The organism is Pseudocitrobacter sp. 73, assembly GCF_008369545.1.
GTDB lineage: Bacteria > Pseudomonadota > Gammaproteobacteria > Enterobacterales > Enterobacteriaceae > Pseudocitrobacter > Pseudocitrobacter vendiensis.
Map to the genome: position 1 here is coordinate 1 of NZ_VTZO01000038.1, position 19,836 is coordinate 19,836.

Below are 19,836 nucleotides of genomic sequence, written 5' to 3' on the forward strand. Positions count from 1 at the left end.
ATGATCAGAATTATAGGGTGCTCGCTCTGCTCCATTACCGAGCACGAAGGGCGCATTATTCAGAGCCGCTCGGAAGATTCGATCATCAACGAGATCGAAGCCATTCGCGATACGGTGCCGGGCTTTACTGGCGTGATTTCCGATCTTGGCGGGCCAACCGCGAACATGTACATGCTGCGCTGTAAATCGCCGCGTGCCGAGCAAACCTGCCGCCGCCTCTCCTGCGTTTATCCGGATATCTGTCCGCACATGGACACTAACCATGAGCCGACGATCAACCTTTACCGCCGCGCGCGCGATCTGAAAGGCATCAAGAAGATCCTCATCGCCTCCGGCGTGCGTTACGACATCGCGGTGGAAGATCCGCGCTATATCAAAGAGCTGGCAACCCATCACGTGGGCGGCTATCTGAAGATTGCGCCGGAACATACGGAAGAAGGGCCGTTGTCGAAAATGATGAAGCCGGGGATGGGAACCTATCACCGCTTTAAAGAGCTTTTCGACACCTATTCGAAACAGGCCGGCAAAGAGCAGTATTTGATTCCGTACTTTATCTCCGCGCATCCGGGTACGCGTGATGAAGATATGGTGAATCTGGCGCTGTGGCTGAAGAAACACCGTTTCCGCCTCGACCAGGTACAGAACTTCTACCCGTCACCGCTGGCGAACTCGACCACAATGTATTACACCGGCAAGAACCCGCTGGGTAAAATTGGCTATAAGAGTGAAGAAGTGGTGGTGCCGAAAGGGGATAAACAGCGCCGTCTGCATAAAGCGCTGCTGCGTTATCACGATCCGAAAAACTGGCCGATGATTCGTCAGGCGCTGGAAGCAATGGGTAAAAAGCATCTGATTGGCCCGCGTCGTGATTGTCTGGTGCCGTCACCGACGCTTGACGAGATGCGCGAAGCGCGTCGTCAGAACCGCAATACGCGCCCGGCGTTGACTAAACACACGCCGGTGGCGCACCAGCGCCAAACGCCAGCAGGTGCGAAGAAAGCGCCTGCCGCGCAGCCGCGTCCGGTTAATGCGGCTGCGAAAAAACGCGCAAAACCGACGGCGGGGCGTTAAGAATCCTGCTCCGCTCTGATTCTGGCCGCTAATGCGGCCAGCTTCTCATCATCCGCCCGCTCGTGATCGTGAGAAGACAGATAGCCCTCATACTGTTCAAAATACTTCTTCTGCTTAAATTCGATAGGCCGCCATTTCCTCATGTCGCCTGTGCCGTGCATCGGGCTGAGTTTGCTGTGCACGTGGTCCACGCCGAAACCTTCAAAAAACATTCCGCTGCGGCCCACATCATCAAAGGATTTATCCAGCAATTTAGCCACTTTCTGCGTCGCCAGAACTAAATCGGCCAGCGCCTGCGGCGGCATATCAAAGGCATAACTCGGATAGTGTTTTTTCGGGATGACGACGGTAAAGCCTTCGGTATTGGGGAAAATCGACAGGAAGGCCAGGTGATGCTCATCTTCCCAGATTTTATGGCAGGGCGCTTTGCCCTCAACGATTTGGCAGAAAATGCAGGTCATTCAAGGTCTCCTGTTTGGTTTACCCACGCGTGAATTTCGGCAGAAAAGTACTTATGGAATAGTATCATCCAGGTCTCGTCACTTAAGTGAGTTCTAACACAGGCGACTGCACTTTCGATAAATTGTTTCCACATGAAGTCCAGACTCTCTTCGTCAGAAGCCATCAAACCTGGCAGCGTCTTAGCATCCCATTCAGCACTATTTTTATCGTCAGTCGTTGTACGAATATAGCGGGCTATCTCTTGTAGACTGCTCGTAGCCGTTTTCTGACGCCAGTAATTTAGTGCCATGTTTTGGCAAATTTTAACGTCTTCTCTGCTGGCTGGAAGGAAAAGCGAATCAGGAAGAAGGTCGATACAGTCGCTGACAAAATAGAGGCGCTTGAGATGCCACGCCATTTTGCTTTTCTTTCCACGGTCCATTTCCCTCTCGCCTGCGTTATCGATAATGCGTATTACCGCCGCTTCTGGAGGGTTGCCTCTTCAATTTTTCGACGCAAGCTCCCGTATTCCGGGCGAATAAAATCCATAATTTCCCACTCTCCGGCAGAGCGACGAAGAAGGAGGTCTTGCTCTTTTATCGAATTGTCGTTAAGCGTAATACGAACATGCACCTTTGCCTGGTCCCCTCCGGCTTCTGGTACCGTAGTGTCGAATCGTCTGATGTTGTCGTCCGGTACGCCAATGAATACAGGATTGTCGTAGATAAATAGCGCGTCGGCCTGCAATGCATTTCTTATTTCCTGAGATGATTTCACTGGTGTTGCGATGCTGTCGTTCATCACATGGTGATACCAGGTGGTAATTATCCATTGCCAGGGCCAGCTATCATTGCGGTTTATCTGTCCGAAATATCGCGGTAAATTCGCCAAAATATTGCCCAGTTCAAAGGTCGAATGATAATAGTCATTCACCGCATCACGATATTGCGCACTGACAACCCATGTCCATGGCCAGGTATAATCACTTCTGCGGTGAAATAACTCCCTAACGAAATCCTGAGGTTGCGTTCTTTGCAGCGAGGCTAATGAAGAGAGTTTGGCCTGATTTTCACCGTTTATCGCCTGCCATGTGCTTCCTTGTGAAGACTTAATGTCGTCAATCAACCAACGCCCATCTTCCGCAACCATATACAACGTTTGCGTTCTGCTTTCTGTATCATCGACAAATAAGCGAAAACGCACGGTTACGCTGGCGTGCGTTTCATTAACCTGAATTGCTGAGACATTTTCAAGCACCAGCGTTTCATAGTCCTGACAATCACAAATCGGATCGCCATCCAGCCAGCCAATTTCGCCCGGCAGCGTGAGTTGATTGTTGAGAATAATGGCATTTTTCATCCACGTGGAAAGCAATGATGTGCTGCTGGTGTCACCAAAATTAACCCCAGTGGCATCGGCAGTGTAATGTTGATAAATCTGTTGGACAGTTTGCTCAGGTGATAATGATGGTATTTGTGACAGTGATGGGGCGCTGAAGAAAAGGCTCAGGAGGCAAAGGAGGTATTTCATTATCTTCCTCATCAAAAATGCCGCCCTATAAACTAAGGCGGCAGAGTCTTATTAGTAAAAGCCCAGCATCTTCCACCACGCCAGGCCGACGGTGATAAACACCGCCTGGTTAAACAGGCTGATAGCAAACCCGGTTCGCCACCAGACGCCAGTAGGCACGTAGCCCGCGCCGAAAAGAATCGGGCCGCGCGCGTGGGTGTATTGGGTGAGTGAGCAATAGAGGCTGCTGGTGAACGCCAGCATCAGCGCCATCGGCGCAGGCGGGATGTTCAGATGTAAGCCCACGCCCAGGAAGACAGCATACAGCGCCGCAATTTGCGCGTTGCCGCTGGCGAAGAAGTAGTGGGTGTAGAAGTAGGCGGCGTTCAGCAGCAGCAGTACGACAACCCAACTGGTGCCCTGCATGGCGCTACCAATGCTGTCGCCAATCAGGTTGCCGAACCACATGGTAAAGCCCAGTTTTTTCAGCTGGTTGGCCATCATCAGCAGCGCGGCAAACCAAATCAGCGTATCCCATGCGCCTTTCTCACTTTTCACATCTTCCCAGCTCAGCACGCCGCTCAGCAGCAGGATAGAGAGCCCAACAAACGACGCGGTGGTGGCATCCACACCCAGTTTGTCGCCGAAGATCCACAGCACCAGCAGTACGCCGACGGTCGCCAGCATCAGCCACTCGCCACGCGCCATGTTGCCCATTTCGGCGAGTTCTTTACGGGCGATTTCGGGGGCATCCGGCGTGTGCTTGATTTCCGGGCGGGTCAGCCAGTAAACCAACAGCGGTACGATCATCAACGACACCACGCACGGCAGCAAGGCCGCCATAAACCAGCTACCCCACGTCAGGGTGACGCCCGCGTTAGCCGCCAGTTTGACCGCCAGCAGGTTGCCGGTGTAGCCGGTCATAAACAGCGCGGCGGTGACATCATTGACGTTGCCAATACAGGTGATCAGGAAGGTACCGATTTTGCTGCGCGACTCGTCCTCCGGGCGTGAGCCAAAACTGCGCGCCAGCGAGTCGGCGATGGGGTAGATAACGCCGCCGCAGCGGGCGGTGTTGCTCGGCATTGCGGGGGATAAAATCAGGTCGGCAAACGCAAGGCCATACGCCAGCCCCAGCGTGCGTTTACCCAGCAGGCGGATCATTTGCAGGGCGATGCGCCGACCCAGGCCCGTTTTGATAAACCCGCGGGCAATCATAAAGGCGACGACGATAAGCCAGATCAATGAGCTGTTCAGTTCACTCAGTGCCGTGGTGATAGCGCCGCTGGCGGTTTTATCACCCGCCGCATAGGCGAGGGCAAAAACCGTAATACCGATGATCCCGACCGCGCCAATCGGCAGGACTTTCGCCACAATTGACGCAATGGTTGCCACAAAGATAATCGCAGAATGCCAGGCGGGTGCGCTGAGCCCGGAAGGCGGCGTCAGTTGCCAAAGCCCGGCGGCGATAAGCACGATAATAATGAGTGGGAGCCATTTTACTCCCTGGGATGTTTTCTTCGTCACGACATTACACTCGTTTTTATAGGCGAATTAATTCATGACATATATGTTTTGCCAAAAATTACCGCGCTATTGATGTCTGAGAAATACAGTTATCCTGATGATATTTTTATCCTGAAACCATCAGGAGGCCGGAGAAATTCAGCGGTTAGCGTAGAGTGTCGCGCCGAGACTGAACTCTGTGACCTTTATTCTGCAATGTCTTACGAAGAAAACTTTGATCCTGAAAAAGAAAATGACGGTAGGCAGTAAACAGAAGATATAACTTTATATAATGGCGCACTTATTGTTTAGAATTATATTGATAATATAGGTGTGAAGAATGAATTGAATTGTGTTATTCATTGTGAAAATGAATTACGGAATAAAAACGCCTGATACGAATAAGCGTACCAGGCGAAAATCATTAGCCGCCGAATTGATCCGGATCGGGTCCCAGACGTTTGCCTTTATCCAGTTTGGCTATTTCGCCCAGTTCGTCTTTATCAAGACGGAAATCCCAGACGTCGAAGTTGGCGGCAATACGCGCCGGTGTGACGGATTTAGGGATGACGACCAGGCCGTTATCCAGGTGCCAGCGAATCACAATTTGCGCGGGGGTTTTGCCATATTTATCCGCCAGCTCACGAATGATTTTCTGGTCAAATACGCCTTCGCCACCCTGAGCCAGTGGGCTCCAGGATTCGGTTTGAATTTTGTGCGTCGCGTTCCACGCATGTAGCTGGCGCTGCTGCATCAACGGGTGCAGTTCAATCTGATTGATGACCGGGGCGACGCCGGTTTCATCGATAATGCGTTGCAGGTGATTCACCTGGAAGTTGCAGACGCCGATGCTTTTTACCAGCCCTTGCTTTTGCAGCTCAATCATTCCTTTCCACGCGTCCACATAGTGGTCGATGGCGGGAACCGGCCAGTGCATCAGGTAGAGATCGAGATAATCCAGCTGTAGTTTATCGAGGCTCTCCTGTAGCGCCTCGGCCGGGCGTTTCTGATCGTCGTTCCACAGTTTGGTGGTGATAAACAGCTCTTCGCGCGGAACGCCTGCGCTTTTCAGCGCCTGGCCCACGCCATCTTCGTTCTTGTAGGCGGTGGCGGTATCAATCGAGCGATACCCGACTTCCAGCGCTTTATGAATCGCGGTGACAACCTCCTCGTTGCTTGCTTTCCACACGCCGAGACCCAGCTGCGGCATCACGTTGCCGTCCTGGAGTTTGATTACGGTTGGATGTGTCATGCATTTCTCCTTTTCTCTCTATTGCTTATCGGCACAGTGGGCCCGATAAGATTTGTAAGATCAATTCTGGTCGAAATATGCAAAAACGAAAGCCAGACGCTAAAGAGTTAGGTCTGGCTTTGGGTGGGGATTAACGTGCCGCTTCGTAAATGCGACGGCTTACGTCGAGGGTAATATCCTGATTTTCACCCAGTTTTGTCATGCCGTGTTCTTCGAGTTTTTTCAGCAGTGCGGGGATGGAGCTGCCGTCAAGACCATAATCGGACAGGCGAGTCGGTACGCCCATTTGCTCGAAGAAGTTACGGGTGGCGGCGATGGCGGCGTCGATACGCGCATCATCGGAACCTTCGGTGATGTTCCAGACGCGTTCTGCGTATTGCAGAAGTTTGGCGCGTTTGGTGTCACGTTTTTCATTCCACAGGGCCGGCAGCACGATAGCCAGCGTCTGTGCGTGGTCAAGACCGTGCATGGCGGTCAGTTCGTGACCCAGCATGTGGGTTGCCCAGTCCTGCGGCACGCCTGCGCCAATCAGGCCGTTTAACGCCTGTGTTGCCGCCCACATAATATTGGCGCGAACATCGTAGTTCTCAGGTTCTTTCAGCGCTTTCGGGCCATCTTCAACCAGCGTCAGCAGAATACCTTCCGCGAAGCGATCCTGAATTTTGCCGTTGACCGGGTAGGTTACGTACTGTTCGACCGTGTGCACGAAGGCATCAACCACACCGTTGGCGACCTGACGCGGTGGCAGAGTGTAGGTGTAGACCGGGTCCAGAATCGCGAAGACTGGCTGCACGTGCGGCGACATAAATGCGCGTTTGTCACCGGTGGTTTTCCGGGAAATAACCGCACCTTTATTGGATTCAGAACCGGTTGCCGGCAGAGTTAGAACGGAACCCATCGGAATCGCGCTGTTCACCTTGCTGCCGTAAGTTTCCAGAATTTCCCACGGGTCGATAGACGCATCGTAATGCGCTGCCGCCGCGATGAACTTGGTGCCATCCAGCACGGAACCGCCGCCAACGGCCAGCAGGAAAGTGATTTTTTCGTCGCGGGCAATTTTCACCGCGTTCATCAGCGTTTCATAAGACGGGTTCGGTTCAATGCCGCCAAACTCGCGAACATCCAGACCGTTCAGCGCGGTTAACACCTGGTCCAGCACGCCGGTTTTTTTCACGCTGCCGCCACCGTAGGTCACCAGAACGCGAGCATCTGCCGGAATTTGCGCACGCAGATTTTCAATAACGCCTTTACCGAAAAGAATGCGGGTTGGGGTGTGGAGATCAAAATTAAACATTGCTCGTTTCCTTCATCGGAGGATGGAAAAAGTGGGTAGCAACGGTGGCTACCGGATGACGACTATTGTGGTCTTTGGGGGCGATCCGCTCAATGCACATTCCTGCCGATGTCTTGCCCATTTCTCCATAGGGCTGGAGAAAAGTAGCGAAAAGGTCAACAATGAAAACCTGAATTCAACTGGCGGGAGAGTGGAGAAATGAACCGGGAAGAGATTTGCGCGTTACTAACGGAAAAGGTTAAGTTACTGAAAAGTAATGAACAAAAACTCAGTGCTTTGGTGCCGGATATCCAGCTTATCTATGGTACACAGCCTGCCGCTCGTACGCCCGTTATGTACCGTCCTGGGATTATATTTCTCTTTTCTGGCTATAAGATTGGCTATATCAATGAACGCACCTTCCGCTACGACGCCAATGAATATTTACTGCTGACGGTGCCGCTACCGTTTGAGTGTGAAACCTTTGCCACAGAGGCCGCGCCGCTGGCCGGGTTGCGCCTGAACGTCGATATTTTACAGCTTCAGGAGCTGTTGATGGATATCGGGGAAGATGAATGCTTCCAGCCTGCAATGGCGGCGAGCGGCATTAACTCGGCGACGCTCTCTGATGAGATCCTTTGTGCGGCCGAGCGCCTGCTGGATGTGATGGAACGTCCGCTGGAAGCGCGCATCCTCGGCAAACAGATTATCCGCGAAATGCTCTTCTATGTGCTTACCGGGCCGCGCGGTGGGGCGCTGCTGGCGTTAGTCAGCCGCCAAACGCATTTCAGTCAGATAAGCCGCGTATTAAAGCGCATCGAAAGCCAGTACACCGAAACCTTGAGTGTCGATCAACTGGCCGCCGAAGCCAATATGAGCCTGTCGGCGTTTCATCATAATTTTAAATCGGTAACCAGCACGTCACCGCTCCAGTACCTGAAAACGTATCGCCTGCATAAGGCGCGAATGATGATGGTGCATGATGGATTAAAAGCCAGCGCAGCGGCAATGCAGGTGGGATATGAAAGCGCATCGCAGTTTAGCCGCGAATTTAAACGCTATTTCGGTATAACGCCGGGAGAAGATGCGGCGCGATTACGCGCGATTCAAATCGTTTAGGCAAGAGGCTCTTGTAGGCCGGATAAGCGCAGCGCATCCGGCTTCAAAGCGCATCCAGCCCTATAGAACAGCGCCCTCAGGCGCTGCAATACTTCTTCTTAATCACCACCACCAGCGTACCGAGCAGCCCGGCAACCAGCAGGAAAATAGGCAGGATCATCAGGAAGGTCATCACCTGATCTTCATGACGTTTTACGAAAGGAATCATACTGATGGCATAACCGAGGCTGGTGACGACACCCACCCACAGCAGCGCGCTCAGCCAGTTAAAGAACTGGAAGCGACGATTAGAAAGCCCGGAAATGCCTGCCATGGTGGGCAGCAGCGTACGTACGAACGCCAGAAAACGCCCGGCGAGCAGCGCCAGCAGGCCGTGGCGATCGAACATGCAGGTCGCACGTTGATGGTATTTATCCGGCAATTGAGCGAGCCAGCCTTTTACCGTACGGGTGTTACCCAACCAGCGCCCCTGAATATAGCTCAGCCAGCAGCCGAGGCTGGCGGCGGTCGTCAGAATGATCACCGTCGGCACGAACCCCATCACCCCTTTGGCGATGAGCGCGCCTGCGAGCAGCAACAGGCTGTCGCCCGGCAGGAAGGAGGCCGGAAGCAGACCGTTTTCTAAAAACAGCGTGGCAAACATGACCAGATAAACCACCCCCACAACGTGAGGATTCGCCAGCGCGGCAAAGTCATGCTGCCAGAGTGCGGCGACAATATCTTGAATGACGACCATGGACTTTCCTGTGGAACAGCATTTTCGCTTATTGTACTCCCGAATTGCCCGAAACTCTTTGATCCCTCGCGCAACAACGCACGCGTAACTGTTCAGGAATAAGAACAACCTGAGCACTATGCGTTTACGCCGGGATGTTCTGGCCATTCGGCAGATTGACTGTTCTCAAAATCCTGAAAACACGCGAGACGCTTTTTCAGGAACATTGCTAACCAGACAGCCCGAGGCGAAACGCCGCCGGGCCTGAGGCTATTTTACACAATACGCGCGAAGCCTGCTGCTAAATCCGCGATAAGATCGTCAATGTTTTCTAAACCAATATGTAAGCGAATAAGGGTGCCGGTAAAGTCCACTTCGCCGCCGGGGCGAATCTCCGCCAGCTGTTCTGGCTGGTTAGGCAGAATCAGCGACTCAAAACCACCCCACGAGTAGGCCATGCTGAACAGGGAGAAGTTGTCGAGGTAGGCAGAAAGTTCGGCATCGGTTAAACGCTTTTTCAGCACGAAGGAGAACAAGCCGCTGCTGCCTGTAAAATCTCGTTTCCAGTATTCGTGACCTTTGCTACCCGGCAACGCCGGATGATTCACGCGGGCAACCTGCGGATGCTGTTCCAGCCATTCGGCAATTTTCAGGCTGCTTTCATGATGCTGACGCAGGCGAACGCCAAGTGTGCGCAGGCCTCGACTGGTCATGTAGGCGGTGTCCGCATCCAGCATCTGGCCCATCAGATACGCATTTTCGCGCAGTTGTGCCCAGCAGCGTTCGTTGGATACCGCGGTACCGACCATCGCGTCAGAGTGGCCAATCAGGTACTTTGTGCCAGCCTGAATCGAAATATCTATGCCGAAATCGAGTGCTTTAAACAGCACGCCTGCCGCCCAGGTATTGTCGATCATAATGATTGCATCCGGCGCAACGCTGCGTACGGCTGCAACAATTGCAGGAACATCATGAACTTCCATGGTAATTGACCCCGGGGATTCCAGGAACACCACTTTAGTATTGGGTTGAATCAGATGCGCGATTTCGCTGCCAATCAGCGGGTCGAACCAGCTTGTGGTGACGCCCAGTTTTCCCAGAATTTTGGTGCAGAAATCCTGGCTCGGCTCATAGGCGGTATTGGTCATCAACACATGATCGCCCTGTTCAACAAAGGCCAGAATCGTATTGGCGACCGCCGCGGCGCCGCAAGGGAAGAGGGCGCAGCCCGCGCCGCCTTCCAGCTCACACATCGCTTCCTGCAAAGAGAAGTGAGTGAGCGTACCGCGACGCCCATAGAAGAGTTCGCCTTTCGCACGATTGCGAGTGGCATGTTTTTTCGCCTCAACGGTGTCGAACACCAGCGAAGAGGCGCGCTGAATGACGCTGTTTACCGAACCCTGCGTGTACTTTTTACTCCGCCCGGCGTTGACCAGCGCGGTATCCAGGTGCTTATCTGCCATCTCTCTCCTGCCTTTTTTTATACGTCTGGACGTCTAAATTATCACGATTGTTGCTGGATGTACCCGCCCGCGCGAGATAAAGCAGAAAATATCTCAAAAATCGCGGTGGTGACTTTTTTACTGCGTAAGCGCAAGGAAAATAAGTATGATTTGAGTCACTATGTAAATACTAATGAGAACTACTATCAATTCGACGTCGTTTTGATATTATTGTGCTCAGATTTTGTGATTTATGTCCTGGAGATACAGAGTGGGTAATAATTTGATGCAGGCGGATCTCTCCGTTTGGGGTATGTATCATCATGCCGACATCGTTGTTAAAGTGGTTATGATTGGCCTGATTCTGGCATCCGTAGTCACCTGGGCCATCTTCTTTAGTAAGAGCGCAGAGTTGTTCTCCCAGAAGCGTCGCCTCAAACGCGAGCAGCAGCTGTTAGCGGAAGCCCGCTCTATCGATCAGGCGCACGAAATCGCCGCCGCCTTCCACGCGAAAAGCCTCAGTACGCAACTGATTCATGAAGCGCAGGACGAGCGCGAGCTTTCTGCGGGTTCCGAAGACAATGAAGGAATTAAAGAGCGTACCGGCTTCCGTCTGGAACGTCGCGTTGCCTTCGTGAGCCGTAGTATGAGCCGCGGGACCGGTTACCTCGCAACTATCGGCGCCATTTCCCCGTTTGTCGGTCTGTTCGGTACCGTTTGGGGTATCATGAACAGCTTCATCGGTATTGCGCAGACGCAAACCACCAACCTGGCTGTTGTTGCACCGGGTATCGCAGAAGCGCTGCTGGCGACCGCAATTGGCCTGTTTGCCGCGATTCCGGCGGTGGTTATCTATAACGTCTTCGCCCGTCTGATTGGCAGCTATAAAGCAAACCTCAGCGATGTTGCTGCGCAGGTTCTGCTGCTGCAAAGCCGTGACCTGGACCTCCACGCCAGCGGCGTGACCCAGCCGGTGCGTTCCGCACAGAAATTACGAGTAGGTTGATGCCCCATGGCAATGCGTCTTAATGAAAATCTGGACGATAACGGCGAAATGCATGAAATCAACGTGACGCCGTTTATCGACGTTATGTTGGTTCTGCTGATTATCTTCATGGTTGCCGCGCCACTGGCGACGGTGGATGTAAAAGTCAATCTGCCTGCGTCCTCCAGCCAACCGCAGCCACGCCCGGAAAAACCGGTCTACCTGTCGGTGAAAGCAGATAAGTCGATGTTCCTGGGTAATGACCCCATTACCGATGAGAACATGGTAAACGCGTTGAACACTCTGACGGAAGGGAAGAAAGATACCACTATCTTCTTCCGCGCCGATAAAACCGTCGACTATGAAACGATGATGAAGGTGATGGATACGCTGCATCAGGCTGGCTATCTGAAGATTGGCCTGGTAGGGGAAGAACACGCAGGGGCGAAATAAAGCCCCTCACCCCGGCCCTCTCCCTCAGGGAGAGGGTGAAAACCGCACTCACTTAAACCCTGGCTCTGTCGGTTCCCTCTCCCTTGAGGGAGAGGGTTGGGTGAGGGGGTAAACACCGCACATTTCCCCTAAGTCTTCTCTCCTGAAAAATACGTCCCCACAACACAATTATTTATCTCTGCTTTAAATTAAATTTAATTCTTTATTAAGTAGTAATAAAAACGCGTGTAAAGAATATATTCTCTCCCTCCGCTGGTAATGATTAATAAACTCTCTACGCTTATTTATGGCGCTAAAAATACTAATAACATTACCTGTACAGTGCGGAAAGAACATGGATAAATCAAACAATTCAGACGCTCGCGAATCGCTACGCGAAAGCATCTCTGTCTCGGCAATTCGTCAACGGGCTGACGGCCAAATGTTGGCGCTGGTGTGGCTGCTTTGGGTTATCTCGCTGGTTGTGGGCTGGATAGCCGGAAATGTCCTGGTGGCGCTATGTGTCGCCACACCATTAGCGATTCTGGCCACGCTTGTTACCGCATTTTTTCGCGGGCGATTAATTTCACGGTTGTTTTTTGCGTTTATCCTGATGACCTTTTCCGCACTGCTTATTCAGCTTGGCGAGGGCGAAACAGAATATCACTTCTCCGTTTTTGTGCTTTTGTCCGCGTTGCTGGCCTGGCGTGACTGGCGTCCGCTAGTGATGGGTGCTGCAGTTATCGCAGTACACCATTTAGTCTTTAACTATTTGCAGGAATATAACCTTTATCACATCGTTATTTTTATGCATACCGGCCTGCATATGGTGATGATGCATGGCGCGTTTGTGGTGGTACAAACCCTTTTCCTGGTCGTTCTGGCAGTACGTATGGAACAAGATGCAGTATCTGCCAGTGAGGTGGCGAAACTGGCGGCAGTCATTAATTGTGAACCCGGCAGTCTGACCCTGGCGCGAGAATCAAAAGTCAGTCATTCTCCTTTCGCCCGTACCTTTAGCCGAACGCTTGGCGCGATGCGCACTACGCTGGAGCAGGTGAGTAGCAATGTTGGTCAGTTGCTGGATACCTCGCAAACCATTTTGCAGCGCAATACCGCACTATCAGAACGTACTGACAGCCAGGCCACTTCTCTCGCCATCGCCGCAAGTGCGATGGAGCAACTGGCGAGCGCGGCGTCACTGACCAGTGAACAAGCCAGTGAGGCGCGCAAGCGTGTTTTACAGGCGTGCGATGTCGCGAGGCGGGGTGGGGAAAACATCCGTGCGGCGACGGCGTCAATGATGCACATTCGTGATGAATCACAGCAGATTAATAGCATTCTGGAGTTAATCGACGGCATCGCCTTTCAGACGAATATTCTGTCGCTGAACGCCTCGGTTGAAGCGGCACGCGCAGGCGAACATGGCCGAGGGTTTGCGGTGGTCGCCTCTGAAGTGCGTTCGCTGGCGTTACGTTGTGAAGAGGCGGCGAAAGAGATTCGCCACCTTACCGCCGCCTCGGTGAAAAGCACCCATCAGGGCGCTGAGCAGGTCGAGCTGGCGGGAAATACGATGCAGGCGATCATTACGCATATTGAAGGCTTACAGGACTCGCTGGAAATCCTCTCTTCGATGAGCGAACAGCAGCGCGCCAGCGTGATGCAGATGAAGGGCAGTATCGCCACCATTGATGCCAGCGTGCAGGAAAACGTCCAGCATGTGGCGCAGACTATGCAGATGGCGCAGCAACAGCAGCACTATACTGGCGAACTGAAAACGGCGATTTCGGTGTTCAGGTTGGTGTAACCTAACCCTAAATTGCTGAGGTGAATTGTTGAAATTATGTTGCATGGTTGCGATATACTAAGCCGAATTGAGTTTATCGACAGGACACTATGGAACGTTTTTTTGAAAATGCGATGTACGCGTCGCGCTGGATTTTAGCCCCGGTATATTTTGGCCTTTCATTGGCGCTGCTGGCGTTGATGATTAAGTTTTTTCAGGAGATCTTTCACGTTCTGCCTAACATCTTTGAACTGGCAGAAGCCGATCTTATCCTGACGTTGTTATCGCTGGTCGATATGACGCTGGTGGGCGGTCTGCTGGTGATGGTGATGTTCTCCGGTTACGAAAACTTTGTCTCGCAGCTGGATATCAGTACCCACAAAGAGAAGCTGAACTGGCTGGGGAAAATGGATGCTACCTCGCTGAAAAACAAGGTCGCGGCATCCATTGTCGCTATTTCATCTATTCACCTGCTGCGGGTATTTATGGATGCCAAGAATGTGCCGGATAACAAGCTGATGTGGTATGTGATTATCCATCTGACCTTTGTACTGTCGGCGTTTGTGATGGGATATCTGGATCGCTTAACGCGCGGCCAGAAGCATTAAAACGCGACTCGCGCCCGGTAGCGATGCGCCACCGGGCAAAGAGTGTGCTATTTATCCGACGACGCCTGCCACAAATTCAGTTGCCCATCGGCAACATGCTTATCAATCTGCGCCAGCTCTTCTGCCGTAAAGTTCAGGTTATTCAGGGCCTGAACGTTCTCTTCAATTTGTTCCGGTCGGCTTGCGCCAATCAGTACTGACGTCACGCGGTTGTCCTTCAGCAGCCAGCTAAGGGCCATCTGCGCCATACTCTGGCCACGACGTTGTGCCATCTCGTTTAATAAACGCAGGCTGTTGAGGTTGCTTTCACTCAGCATATTCTCGGTCAGACCGCGCGCTTTTTTCCCTTCTGTCTGCATGCGTGAGCCGTCCGGAATTCCGTTGAGGTATTTACCGGTCAGCAGCCCTTGCGCCAGCGGGGTAAAGGCGATGCAGCCGACGCCGTTCTCTTCCAGTGTATTCAGCAGGCCGCTCTTGTCTACCCAACGGTTGAGCAGGTTGTAGGAAGGCTGGTGGATAAGTAACGGGATTTTCCACTCGCGCAACAGCTCTGCCATCTTTTGCGTGCGCTCTGGCGAATAAGACGAGATGCCGACATACAGCGCTTTTCCGCTCTGCACCGCCTGCGCCAGCGCGGCAGCGGTTTCTTCCATCGGTGTGTTTTCATCAACACGGTGCGAGTAGAAGATATCGACGTAATCCAGCCCCATGCGCTTCAGGCTCTGGTCGAGGCTGGCGAGCAAGTATTTGCGCGAACCGCCCTTGCCGTATGGCCCCGGCCACATGTCGTATCCGGCTTTGGTCGAGATGATCAGCTCATCGCGATAGGCAGCGAAATCTTCCCGCAGCAGGCGGCCAAAGTTCTCTTCCGCACTGCCCGGAGGGGGCCCGTAGTTATTGGCGAGGTCGAGGTGAGTAATGCCGCAGTCGAACGCTTTACGCAGCAGCGCGCGTTGGCTGTCGAGCGACTGGATATGACCAAAACTGTGCCATAACCCGAGTGACAGCGCGGGCAGTTGCAGGCCGCTGTTGCCGCAATAGCGATATTGCATCTGCTCGTAACGGGCAGGATTGGCGGACCAGGTCATAATGTCTCCTTGATTGTCTGATTTTTGAAACGCTGTTTCCAGATTAACGTTTTTGTCACAACCAACCCGTTGGCGGGATCACAATGCTGATGATTTATGGGCAATAAATCTGTCTTGTGCTTTTCTTAGTTAATGCCTGTTAATGGAGATCCCTCGATGACCCGACTGACCGCCAAAGACTTTCCGCAAGAGTTGCTCGATTACTACGACTATTACGCACACGGCAAAATTTCCAAGCGCGAGTTTCTGCAACTGGCGGGACGATACGCCGTCGGCGGCATGACTGCGCTGGCGCTGTTTAATCTTCTCAAGCCCAACTACGCGCTGGCGGAACAGGTCGAGTTCACCGACCCGGATATCAAACCGGAATATATTCGTTATCCGTCGCCCAACGGCCACGGTGAGGTGCGCGGTTATCTGGTCACGCCGACGAAAGCCGCCGGAAAGATGCCCGCCGTGGTGGTGGTGCATGAAAATCGTGGGCTTAACCCGTATATAGAAGATGTTGCCCGACGCGTCGCGAAAGCGGGCTATATTGCCCTTGCGCCGGATGGGCTCTCTTCCGTCGGCGGTTATCCCGGTAATGATGACGAAGGGCGCGAGTTACAGCAAAAAGTCGATCCGACCAAACTGATGAATGATTTCTTCGCCGCGATTGAGTTTATGCAGGCGCATCCGCAGGCGACGGGCAAAGTCGGGATAACCGGTTTTTGCTACGGCGGCGGCGTGTCGAATGCGGCGGCGGTGGCTTACCCTGAGCTGGCCTGCGCGGTGCCGTTCTACGGACGTCAGGCCCCGGTCGCGGATGTGGAAAAAATCAATGCCCCTTTATTGCTGCATTACGCGGCGCTGGATACGCGTATTAACGAAGGCTGGCCGGCAATGGAAGAGGCGTTAAAAGCGCATAAAAAAGTGTACGAAGCCTATATTTATCCGGGCGTGAATCATGGTTTCCACAACGACTCGACTCCGCGCTACGACAAGGCCGCAGCGGAGCTCGCCTGGCAGCGAACGCTGGCGTGGTTTGAGAAATATTTGCACTGAAAGTAAAGGCTGCAAATAGCACTGGATATCGCTCAAAAAGTCGCTATATAATTTTATATATAACGATTGAGGGTTGTGCGATGGATAACCATTTTGGTAAAGGCCTGATGGCCGGGCTGAAAGCACCTTACGCCGACAGTGCGCAGAAGGTTCTGGGCTTTTGTTCTGACTATAAACGCGGGTTTGTGCTGGGGTTTTCCCATCGCATGTTTGAGAAGACGGGCGACCGCCAGCTCAGCGCATGGGAAGCGGGCGTCCTGACACGACGCTATGGTCTGGATAAAGAGATGGTGATGGATTTCTTTAAAGAACACGAATCCAGCACCACGGTGCGCTACTTTATGGCGGGTTATCGCCTGGAAGGCAGATAAACCGGGTGGAGTGCACCCGGTTTCCGTCGTTTAACCCTGACGTTTATCTTCCGTTTGGGTGTCGAAATCGCTGGCGGCATGACGCTCATGCAGTTGTTCATTCAACGGGCCATTGGTACGGTTAACAATGCGTCCGCGTTGTACCGCCGGGCGGCTGGCGATATCTCGCGCCCAGCGCTGCACGTTTTTGTAACTCTTCGCATCGAGGAACTCGTCCGCGCCATACACCTGACCCAGCACCACGTTGCCAAACCACGGCCAGACCGCCATATCGGCGATGGTGTACTCTTCACCTGCGACATAGCGCCCGCGCGCCAGCTGTTTATCCAGCACATCCAGCAGACGTTTTGCTTCCATGGTGAAACGGTCGATCGCGTACTCAATTTTCACCGGCGCATAGTTATAGAAGTGACCAAAACCGCCGCCGAGGAATGGCGCGGAGCCTTGCAGCCAGAATAGCCAGTTCAGGGTTTCTACGCGGCCAGCCGGATCTTTAGGCAGGAAGTGACCAAATTTTTCCGCCAGATACAGCAGGATATTGCCGGACTCAAATACGCGAGTCGGCGGGGTGGTGGAGTGGTCGCGCAGGGCCGGGATTTTCGAGTTCGGGTTCACGTCAACAAAACCGCTGGAGAACTGATCGCCCTCGCCAATGCGGATAAGCCACGCGTCATACTCCGCGCCCGTCACGCCAAGCGCCAGCAACTCTTCGAGCATGATGGTGACTTTCTGGCCGTTCGGTGTTCCCAGCGAATAGAGCTGAAGCGGGTGATGCCCAACCGGCAGCTCTTTTTCATGCGTTGCGCCGGAAACCGGACGATTGATATTGGCGAACGCGCCGCCGTTATTCTGTTTCCACTCCCAAACTTTGGGAGGCTGATAGGTGTTGTCTGACATGTTGGCCTGCCTTTTTGATGATGTGTTGAGGCAGTGTAGCAGTTGATGAGGGAAATGATCACCCTCACCCCGGCCCTCTCCCTGAGGGAGAGGGAGAAAAACCGCACAGTTCGGTCCCCTCTCCCTGTGGGAGAGTGTTAGGGTGAGGGCATCAGACCGCACAGTGTGACAGCGCGCACAACAGGTGTATGATTAACGGACACCTGTTGGATAAATAACAACGTGCAGGGACGACCACACCCGCTATTACTCGCCGCCTGCATGCTCTGAGGAAGACACATGAGTTGTACGAGTAGTGACGCGCCGTTTGGCACGTTGTTGGGATATGCACCGGGTGGCGTCGCCATCTATTCTTCAAATTACAGCAGCCTGAAGCCCGAAGAGCGGGCGGATGATGTCTCGTTCCGTAGCTATATCGATAACGAGTACATGGGCTATAAGTGGCAATGCGTTGAATTCGCGCGCCGCTTCCTGTTCCTTACCTACGGTTTTGTTTTCACCGACGTCGGCATGGCCTATGAAATCTTCTCTCTGCGCTTTTTGCGCCAGGTAGTGAATGATGACATTCTGCCGTTGCAGGCGTTTGCCAACGGTTCCCGTCGCGCGCCGAAAGCGGGCTCTCTGCTCATCTGGCAGAAGGGCGGTGAATTCCATGAAACCGGCCACGTCGCGGTCATCACCCAACTGGTCGGCAATAAAGTGCGTATTGCAGAACAGAACGTTATCCATTCGCCGCTACCTGCGGGCCAGCAGTGGACGCGCGAGCTGACGCTGGAAGTGAAAGATGGCCATTACATCCTTCACGATACGTTTGACGACACCACCATTCTTGGCTGGATGATTCAAACCGCCGATACCGAACATAGCCTTGCGCAACCAACGATTGCCAGCAAAGCGCTGAATCTGCAGGGCGCGCGGCTGGAAAATCGCGGCCAGTTCGACGGTAAATGGCTCAATGAACAGGATTCATTACAGAAAGCATACGTCGCGGCAAACGGTCATGTGATTAACCAGGACCCGTATCAGTACTTCACCATGACGGAAAGTGCTGAGCAGGAACTGATAAAAGCCACTAACGAAATGCACCTGATGTACCTGCACGCCACCGATAAAGTGATGCGTGACGATAACCTGCTGGCGCTGTTTGATATTCCGAAAATCCTCTGGCCACGTCTGCGTCTCTCCTGGCAGCGTCGCCGCCACGACATGATCACCGGGCGCATGGATTTCTGCATGGATGAGCGTGGTCTGAAGGTGTACGAATACAACGCCGATTCCGCATCCTGCCATACGGAAGGTGGGTTAATCCTCGAACAGTGGCTGAAAACCGGCTTTGAGGGCAAAGGCCATAACCCTTCAGATGAACTGCTCAGCGAACTGATTGGCGCGTGGAAACACAGCTCGGCGCGTCCATTTGTTCACATCATGCAGGATAAAGATCTGGAAGAAGATTACCACGCGCAATTTATGCAGCGTGCCATTACCCAGGCCGGGTTCGAGTGCAAAATTCTCCACGGCCTGGAAGAGGTTCACTGGGATGCCGCCGGTCAGCTGGTGGATGATGAAGGGCGACTGGTAAACTGCGTATGGAAAACCTGGGCATGGGAAACCGCCATTGAGCAGGTGCGCGAAGTCAGCGATGCCGAGTACGCCGCCGTGCCGATCCGCACTGGCAGCCCGGCGGGAGAGGTGCGTTTGATTGACGTGCTGTTGCGCCCGGAAGTGATGGTCTTCGAACCGCTGTGGACGGTGATTCCGGGCAACAAAGCGATTCTGCCGGTGCTGTGGTCGCTTTTCCCGAATCATCCGTATCTGCTCGACACCGATTTTGAAGTGACCGATGCGCTGGCGAAAACCGGCTATGCGGTGAAACCGATCTCCGGGCGCTGCGGCAGCAACATTGACCTGGTGAGCGGGCACGATCAGCTTCTTGATCAAACCAGCGGTAAGTTTGTCGACCGCAAAAATATCTACCAGCAGTTGTGGTGTCTGCCAAACGTTGCCGGGAAATATATCCAGGTTTGCACCTTTACCGTCGGCGGTAACTACGGCGGGACCTGCCTGCGTGGTGATACGTCGCTGGTGATTAAGAAAGAGAGCGATATCGAACCGCTGGTGGTGATTGAGCGTTAAACAGCCAGGACGGAGCCTGCAACGGGCTCCGTTTTTTTTACCTGCGAACATCACGACACAATATTGAACCCTTCGGGCAATTCGGCGCATAAATTGATCCAGCACATCCCAAACGTATGATGAATCCTTAAAATCATCATACTCACTTAGTTGTACTCCTTTTC

Annotated in this window: 19 protein-coding genes; 9 read left to right on the top strand and 10 right to left on the bottom strand. The window is 53.1% G+C overall.

What is annotated here, in order from left to right; genetic code table 11:
• Positions 1–1,071 (top strand): DUF3362 domain-containing protein (locus F0Q32_RS24275; RefSeq protein ID WP_149464996.1); only part of this gene is annotated, 1,071 nt, incomplete at its 5' end.
• On the opposite strand, the gene F0Q32_RS24280 is transcribed toward F0Q32_RS24275, so the two are convergent.
• The 6 genes from F0Q32_RS24280 to yqhD all read right to left on the bottom strand — a co-directional run bounded on the left by F0Q32_RS24280 (position 1,068) and on the right by yqhD (position 7,073).
• Positions 1,068–1,532, bottom strand: a complete 465-nt coding sequence (locus F0Q32_RS24280) for an HIT family protein (protein ID WP_149464997.1) — start codon at positions 1,530–1,532, stop codon at positions 1,068–1,070. The two genes, F0Q32_RS24275 and F0Q32_RS24280, sit on opposite strands and share 4 nt — an antisense overlap.
• The gene (locus tag F0Q32_RS24285; protein ID WP_149464998.1) at positions 1,529–1,954 is read right to left on the bottom strand and encodes a hypothetical protein; all 426 of its coding nucleotides are present in this window, start codon (positions 1,952–1,954) and stop codon (positions 1,529–1,531) included. Before F0Q32_RS24285 ends, F0Q32_RS24280 begins: the two co-directional genes overlap by 4 nt.
• A gap of 32 nt (positions 1,955–1,986) precedes the next feature.
• Entirely contained in the window at positions 1,987–3,042 is a 1,056-nt protein-coding gene (locus tag F0Q32_RS24290; protein ID WP_149464999.1) for a DUF3828 domain-containing protein, read from the bottom strand.
• Between the two features lie 51 nt (positions 3,043–3,093).
• Positions 3,094–4,548, bottom strand: a complete 1,455-nt coding sequence (locus F0Q32_RS24295) for a DASS family sodium-coupled anion symporter (RefSeq protein ID WP_149465000.1) — start codon at positions 4,546–4,548, stop codon at positions 3,094–3,096.
• Positions 4,549–4,951: 403 nt separating this feature from the next.
• Positions 4,952–5,779: a 2,5-didehydrogluconate reductase DkgA gene (gene dkgA, locus F0Q32_RS24300; protein ID WP_149465001.1), complete on the bottom strand. Its 828-nt coding sequence runs from the start codon at positions 5,777–5,779 to the stop codon at positions 4,952–4,954.
• A 130-nt stretch (positions 5,780–5,909) separates the two neighbouring features.
• Positions 5,910–7,073 (bottom strand): alcohol dehydrogenase, encoded by a 1,164-nt coding sequence (gene yqhD, locus F0Q32_RS24305; protein ID WP_149465002.1) that lies wholly within the window; start codon positions 7,071–7,073, stop codon positions 5,910–5,912.
• A gap of 198 nt (positions 7,074–7,271) precedes the next feature.
• Here yqhD and F0Q32_RS24310 point away from each other — a divergent pair, with 198 nt between their 5' ends.
• Entirely contained in the window at positions 7,272–8,171 is a 900-nt protein-coding gene (locus F0Q32_RS24310) for an AraC family transcriptional regulator (RefSeq protein WP_149465003.1), read from the top strand.
• A gap of 76 nt (positions 8,172–8,247) precedes the next feature.
• Here the strand turns inward: F0Q32_RS24310 and yghB are convergent, their stop codons facing one another.
• Both yghB and metC read right to left on the bottom strand, forming a co-directional pair.
• Positions 8,248–8,907 carry a DedA family general envelope maintenance protein YghB gene (gene yghB / locus F0Q32_RS24315; RefSeq protein ID WP_149465004.1) on the bottom strand — a complete coding sequence of 220 codons (660 nt, stop codon included), beginning with the start codon at positions 8,905–8,907 and terminating at the stop codon, positions 8,248–8,250.
• A gap of 254 nt (positions 8,908–9,161) precedes the next feature.
• Positions 9,162–10,349 carry a cystathionine beta-lyase gene (gene metC, locus F0Q32_RS24320; protein WP_149465005.1) on the bottom strand — a complete coding sequence of 396 codons (1,188 nt, stop codon included), beginning with the start codon at positions 10,347–10,349 and terminating at the stop codon, positions 9,162–9,164.
• A gap of 250 nt (positions 10,350–10,599) precedes the next feature.
• Here metC and exbB point away from each other — a divergent pair, with 250 nt between their 5' ends.
• From exbB to F0Q32_RS24340, 4 genes are all read left to right on the top strand, one after another.
• On the top strand, positions 10,600–11,334 hold the full coding sequence (exbB, locus tag F0Q32_RS24325) for a tol-pal system-associated acyl-CoA thioesterase (protein WP_149465006.1): 735 nt from the start codon (positions 10,600–10,602) through the stop codon (positions 11,332–11,334).
• A gap of 6 nt (positions 11,335–11,340) precedes the next feature.
• Positions 11,341–11,766 carry a TonB system transport protein ExbD gene (exbD, locus tag F0Q32_RS24330; protein WP_015963005.1) on the top strand — a complete coding sequence of 142 codons (426 nt, stop codon included), beginning with the start codon at positions 11,341–11,343 and terminating at the stop codon, positions 11,764–11,766.
• 334 nt (positions 11,767–12,100) lie between these two features.
• On the top strand, positions 12,101–13,552 hold the full coding sequence (locus F0Q32_RS24335; RefSeq protein ID WP_149465007.1) for a methyl-accepting chemotaxis protein: 1,452 nt from the start codon (positions 12,101–12,103) through the stop codon (positions 13,550–13,552).
• An 89-nt stretch (positions 13,553–13,641) separates the two neighbouring features.
• Positions 13,642–14,139, top strand: a complete 498-nt coding sequence (locus tag F0Q32_RS24340; RefSeq protein ID WP_015963007.1) for a TIGR00645 family protein — start codon at positions 13,642–13,644, stop codon at positions 14,137–14,139.
• Positions 14,140–14,186: 47 nt separating this feature from the next.
• Here F0Q32_RS24340 and F0Q32_RS24345 read toward each other — a convergent pair whose 3' ends face one another.
• Complete coding sequence (locus F0Q32_RS24345; protein ID WP_149465008.1) at positions 14,187–15,227, bottom strand: aldo/keto reductase; 1,041 nt, start codon at positions 15,225–15,227, stop codon at positions 14,187–14,189.
• A 156-nt stretch (positions 15,228–15,383) separates the two neighbouring features.
• Between F0Q32_RS24345 and yghX the strand changes: the two genes are divergently transcribed.
• Together yghX and F0Q32_RS24355 are read left to right on the top strand one after the other, a co-directional pair.
• The gene (gene yghX, locus F0Q32_RS24350) at positions 15,384–16,271 is read left to right on the top strand and encodes a YghX family hydrolase (protein WP_149465009.1); all 888 of its coding nucleotides are present in this window, start codon (positions 15,384–15,386) and stop codon (positions 16,269–16,271) included.
• Positions 16,272–16,351: 80 nt separating this feature from the next.
• The gene (locus F0Q32_RS24355) at positions 16,352–16,642 is read left to right on the top strand and encodes a DUF2623 family protein (protein ID WP_015963010.1); all 291 of its coding nucleotides are present in this window, start codon (positions 16,352–16,354) and stop codon (positions 16,640–16,642) included.
• Between the two features lie 30 nt (positions 16,643–16,672).
• On the opposite strand, the gene yghU is transcribed toward F0Q32_RS24355, so the two are convergent.
• Positions 16,673–17,539, bottom strand: coding sequence for a glutathione-dependent disulfide-bond oxidoreductase (gene yghU / locus F0Q32_RS24360; protein WP_149465010.1), 867 nt, complete (start codon positions 17,537–17,539; stop codon positions 16,673–16,675).
• Between the two features lie 279 nt (positions 17,540–17,818).
• On the opposite strand from yghU, the gene gss reads away from it, so the two are divergent.
• On the top strand, positions 17,819–19,672 hold the full coding sequence (gene gss, locus F0Q32_RS24365) for a bifunctional glutathionylspermidine amidase/synthase (protein ID WP_149465011.1): 1,854 nt from the start codon (positions 17,819–17,821) through the stop codon (positions 19,670–19,672).
• Positions 19,673–19,836: the final 164 nt, after the last annotated feature.

Coding starts and splice junctions, on each gene's coding strand:
- yghB (WP_149465004.1), bottom strand. CDS start 8,907: ATGGTCGTCATTCAAGATATTGTCGCCGCACTCTGGCAGCATGACTTT.
- F0Q32_RS24310 (WP_149465003.1), top strand. CDS start 7,272: ATGAACCGGGAAGAGATTTGCGCGTTACTAACGGAAAAGGTTAAGTTA.
- F0Q32_RS24345 (WP_149465008.1), bottom strand. CDS start 15,227: ATGACCTGGTCCGCCAATCCTGCCCGTTACGAGCAGATGCAATATCGC.
- dkgA (WP_149465001.1), bottom strand. CDS start 5,779: ATGACACATCCAACCGTAATCAAACTCCAGGACGGCAACGTGATGCCG.
- yqhD (WP_149465002.1), bottom strand. CDS start 7,073: ATGTTTAATTTTGATCTCCACACCCCAACCCGCATTCTTTTCGGTAAA.
- F0Q32_RS24285 (WP_149464998.1), bottom strand. CDS start 1,954: ATGGACCGTGGAAAGAAAAGCAAAATGGCGTGGCATCTCAAGCGCCTC.
- gss (WP_149465011.1), top strand. CDS start 17,819: ATGAGTTGTACGAGTAGTGACGCGCCGTTTGGCACGTTGTTGGGATAT.
- yghX (WP_149465009.1), top strand. CDS start 15,384: ATGACCCGACTGACCGCCAAAGACTTTCCGCAAGAGTTGCTCGATTAC.
- F0Q32_RS24340 (WP_015963007.1), top strand. CDS start 13,642: ATGGAACGTTTTTTTGAAAATGCGATGTACGCGTCGCGCTGGATTTTA.
- metC (WP_149465005.1), bottom strand. CDS start 10,349: ATGGCAGATAAGCACCTGGATACCGCGCTGGTCAACGCCGGGCGGAGT.
- yghU (WP_149465010.1), bottom strand. CDS start 17,539: ATGTCAGACAACACCTATCAGCCTCCCAAAGTTTGGGAGTGGAAACAG.
- exbD (WP_015963005.1), top strand. CDS start 11,341: ATGGCAATGCGTCTTAATGAAAATCTGGACGATAACGGCGAAATGCAT.
- F0Q32_RS24290 (WP_149464999.1), bottom strand. CDS start 3,042: ATGAAATACCTCCTTTGCCTCCTGAGCCTTTTCTTCAGCGCCCCATCA.
- F0Q32_RS24355 (WP_015963010.1), top strand. CDS start 16,352: ATGGATAACCATTTTGGTAAAGGCCTGATGGCCGGGCTGAAAGCACCT.
- F0Q32_RS24280 (WP_149464997.1), bottom strand. CDS start 1,532: ATGACCTGCATTTTCTGCCAAATCGTTGAGGGCAAAGCGCCCTGCCAT.
- F0Q32_RS24335 (WP_149465007.1), top strand. CDS start 12,101: ATGGATAAATCAAACAATTCAGACGCTCGCGAATCGCTACGCGAAAGC.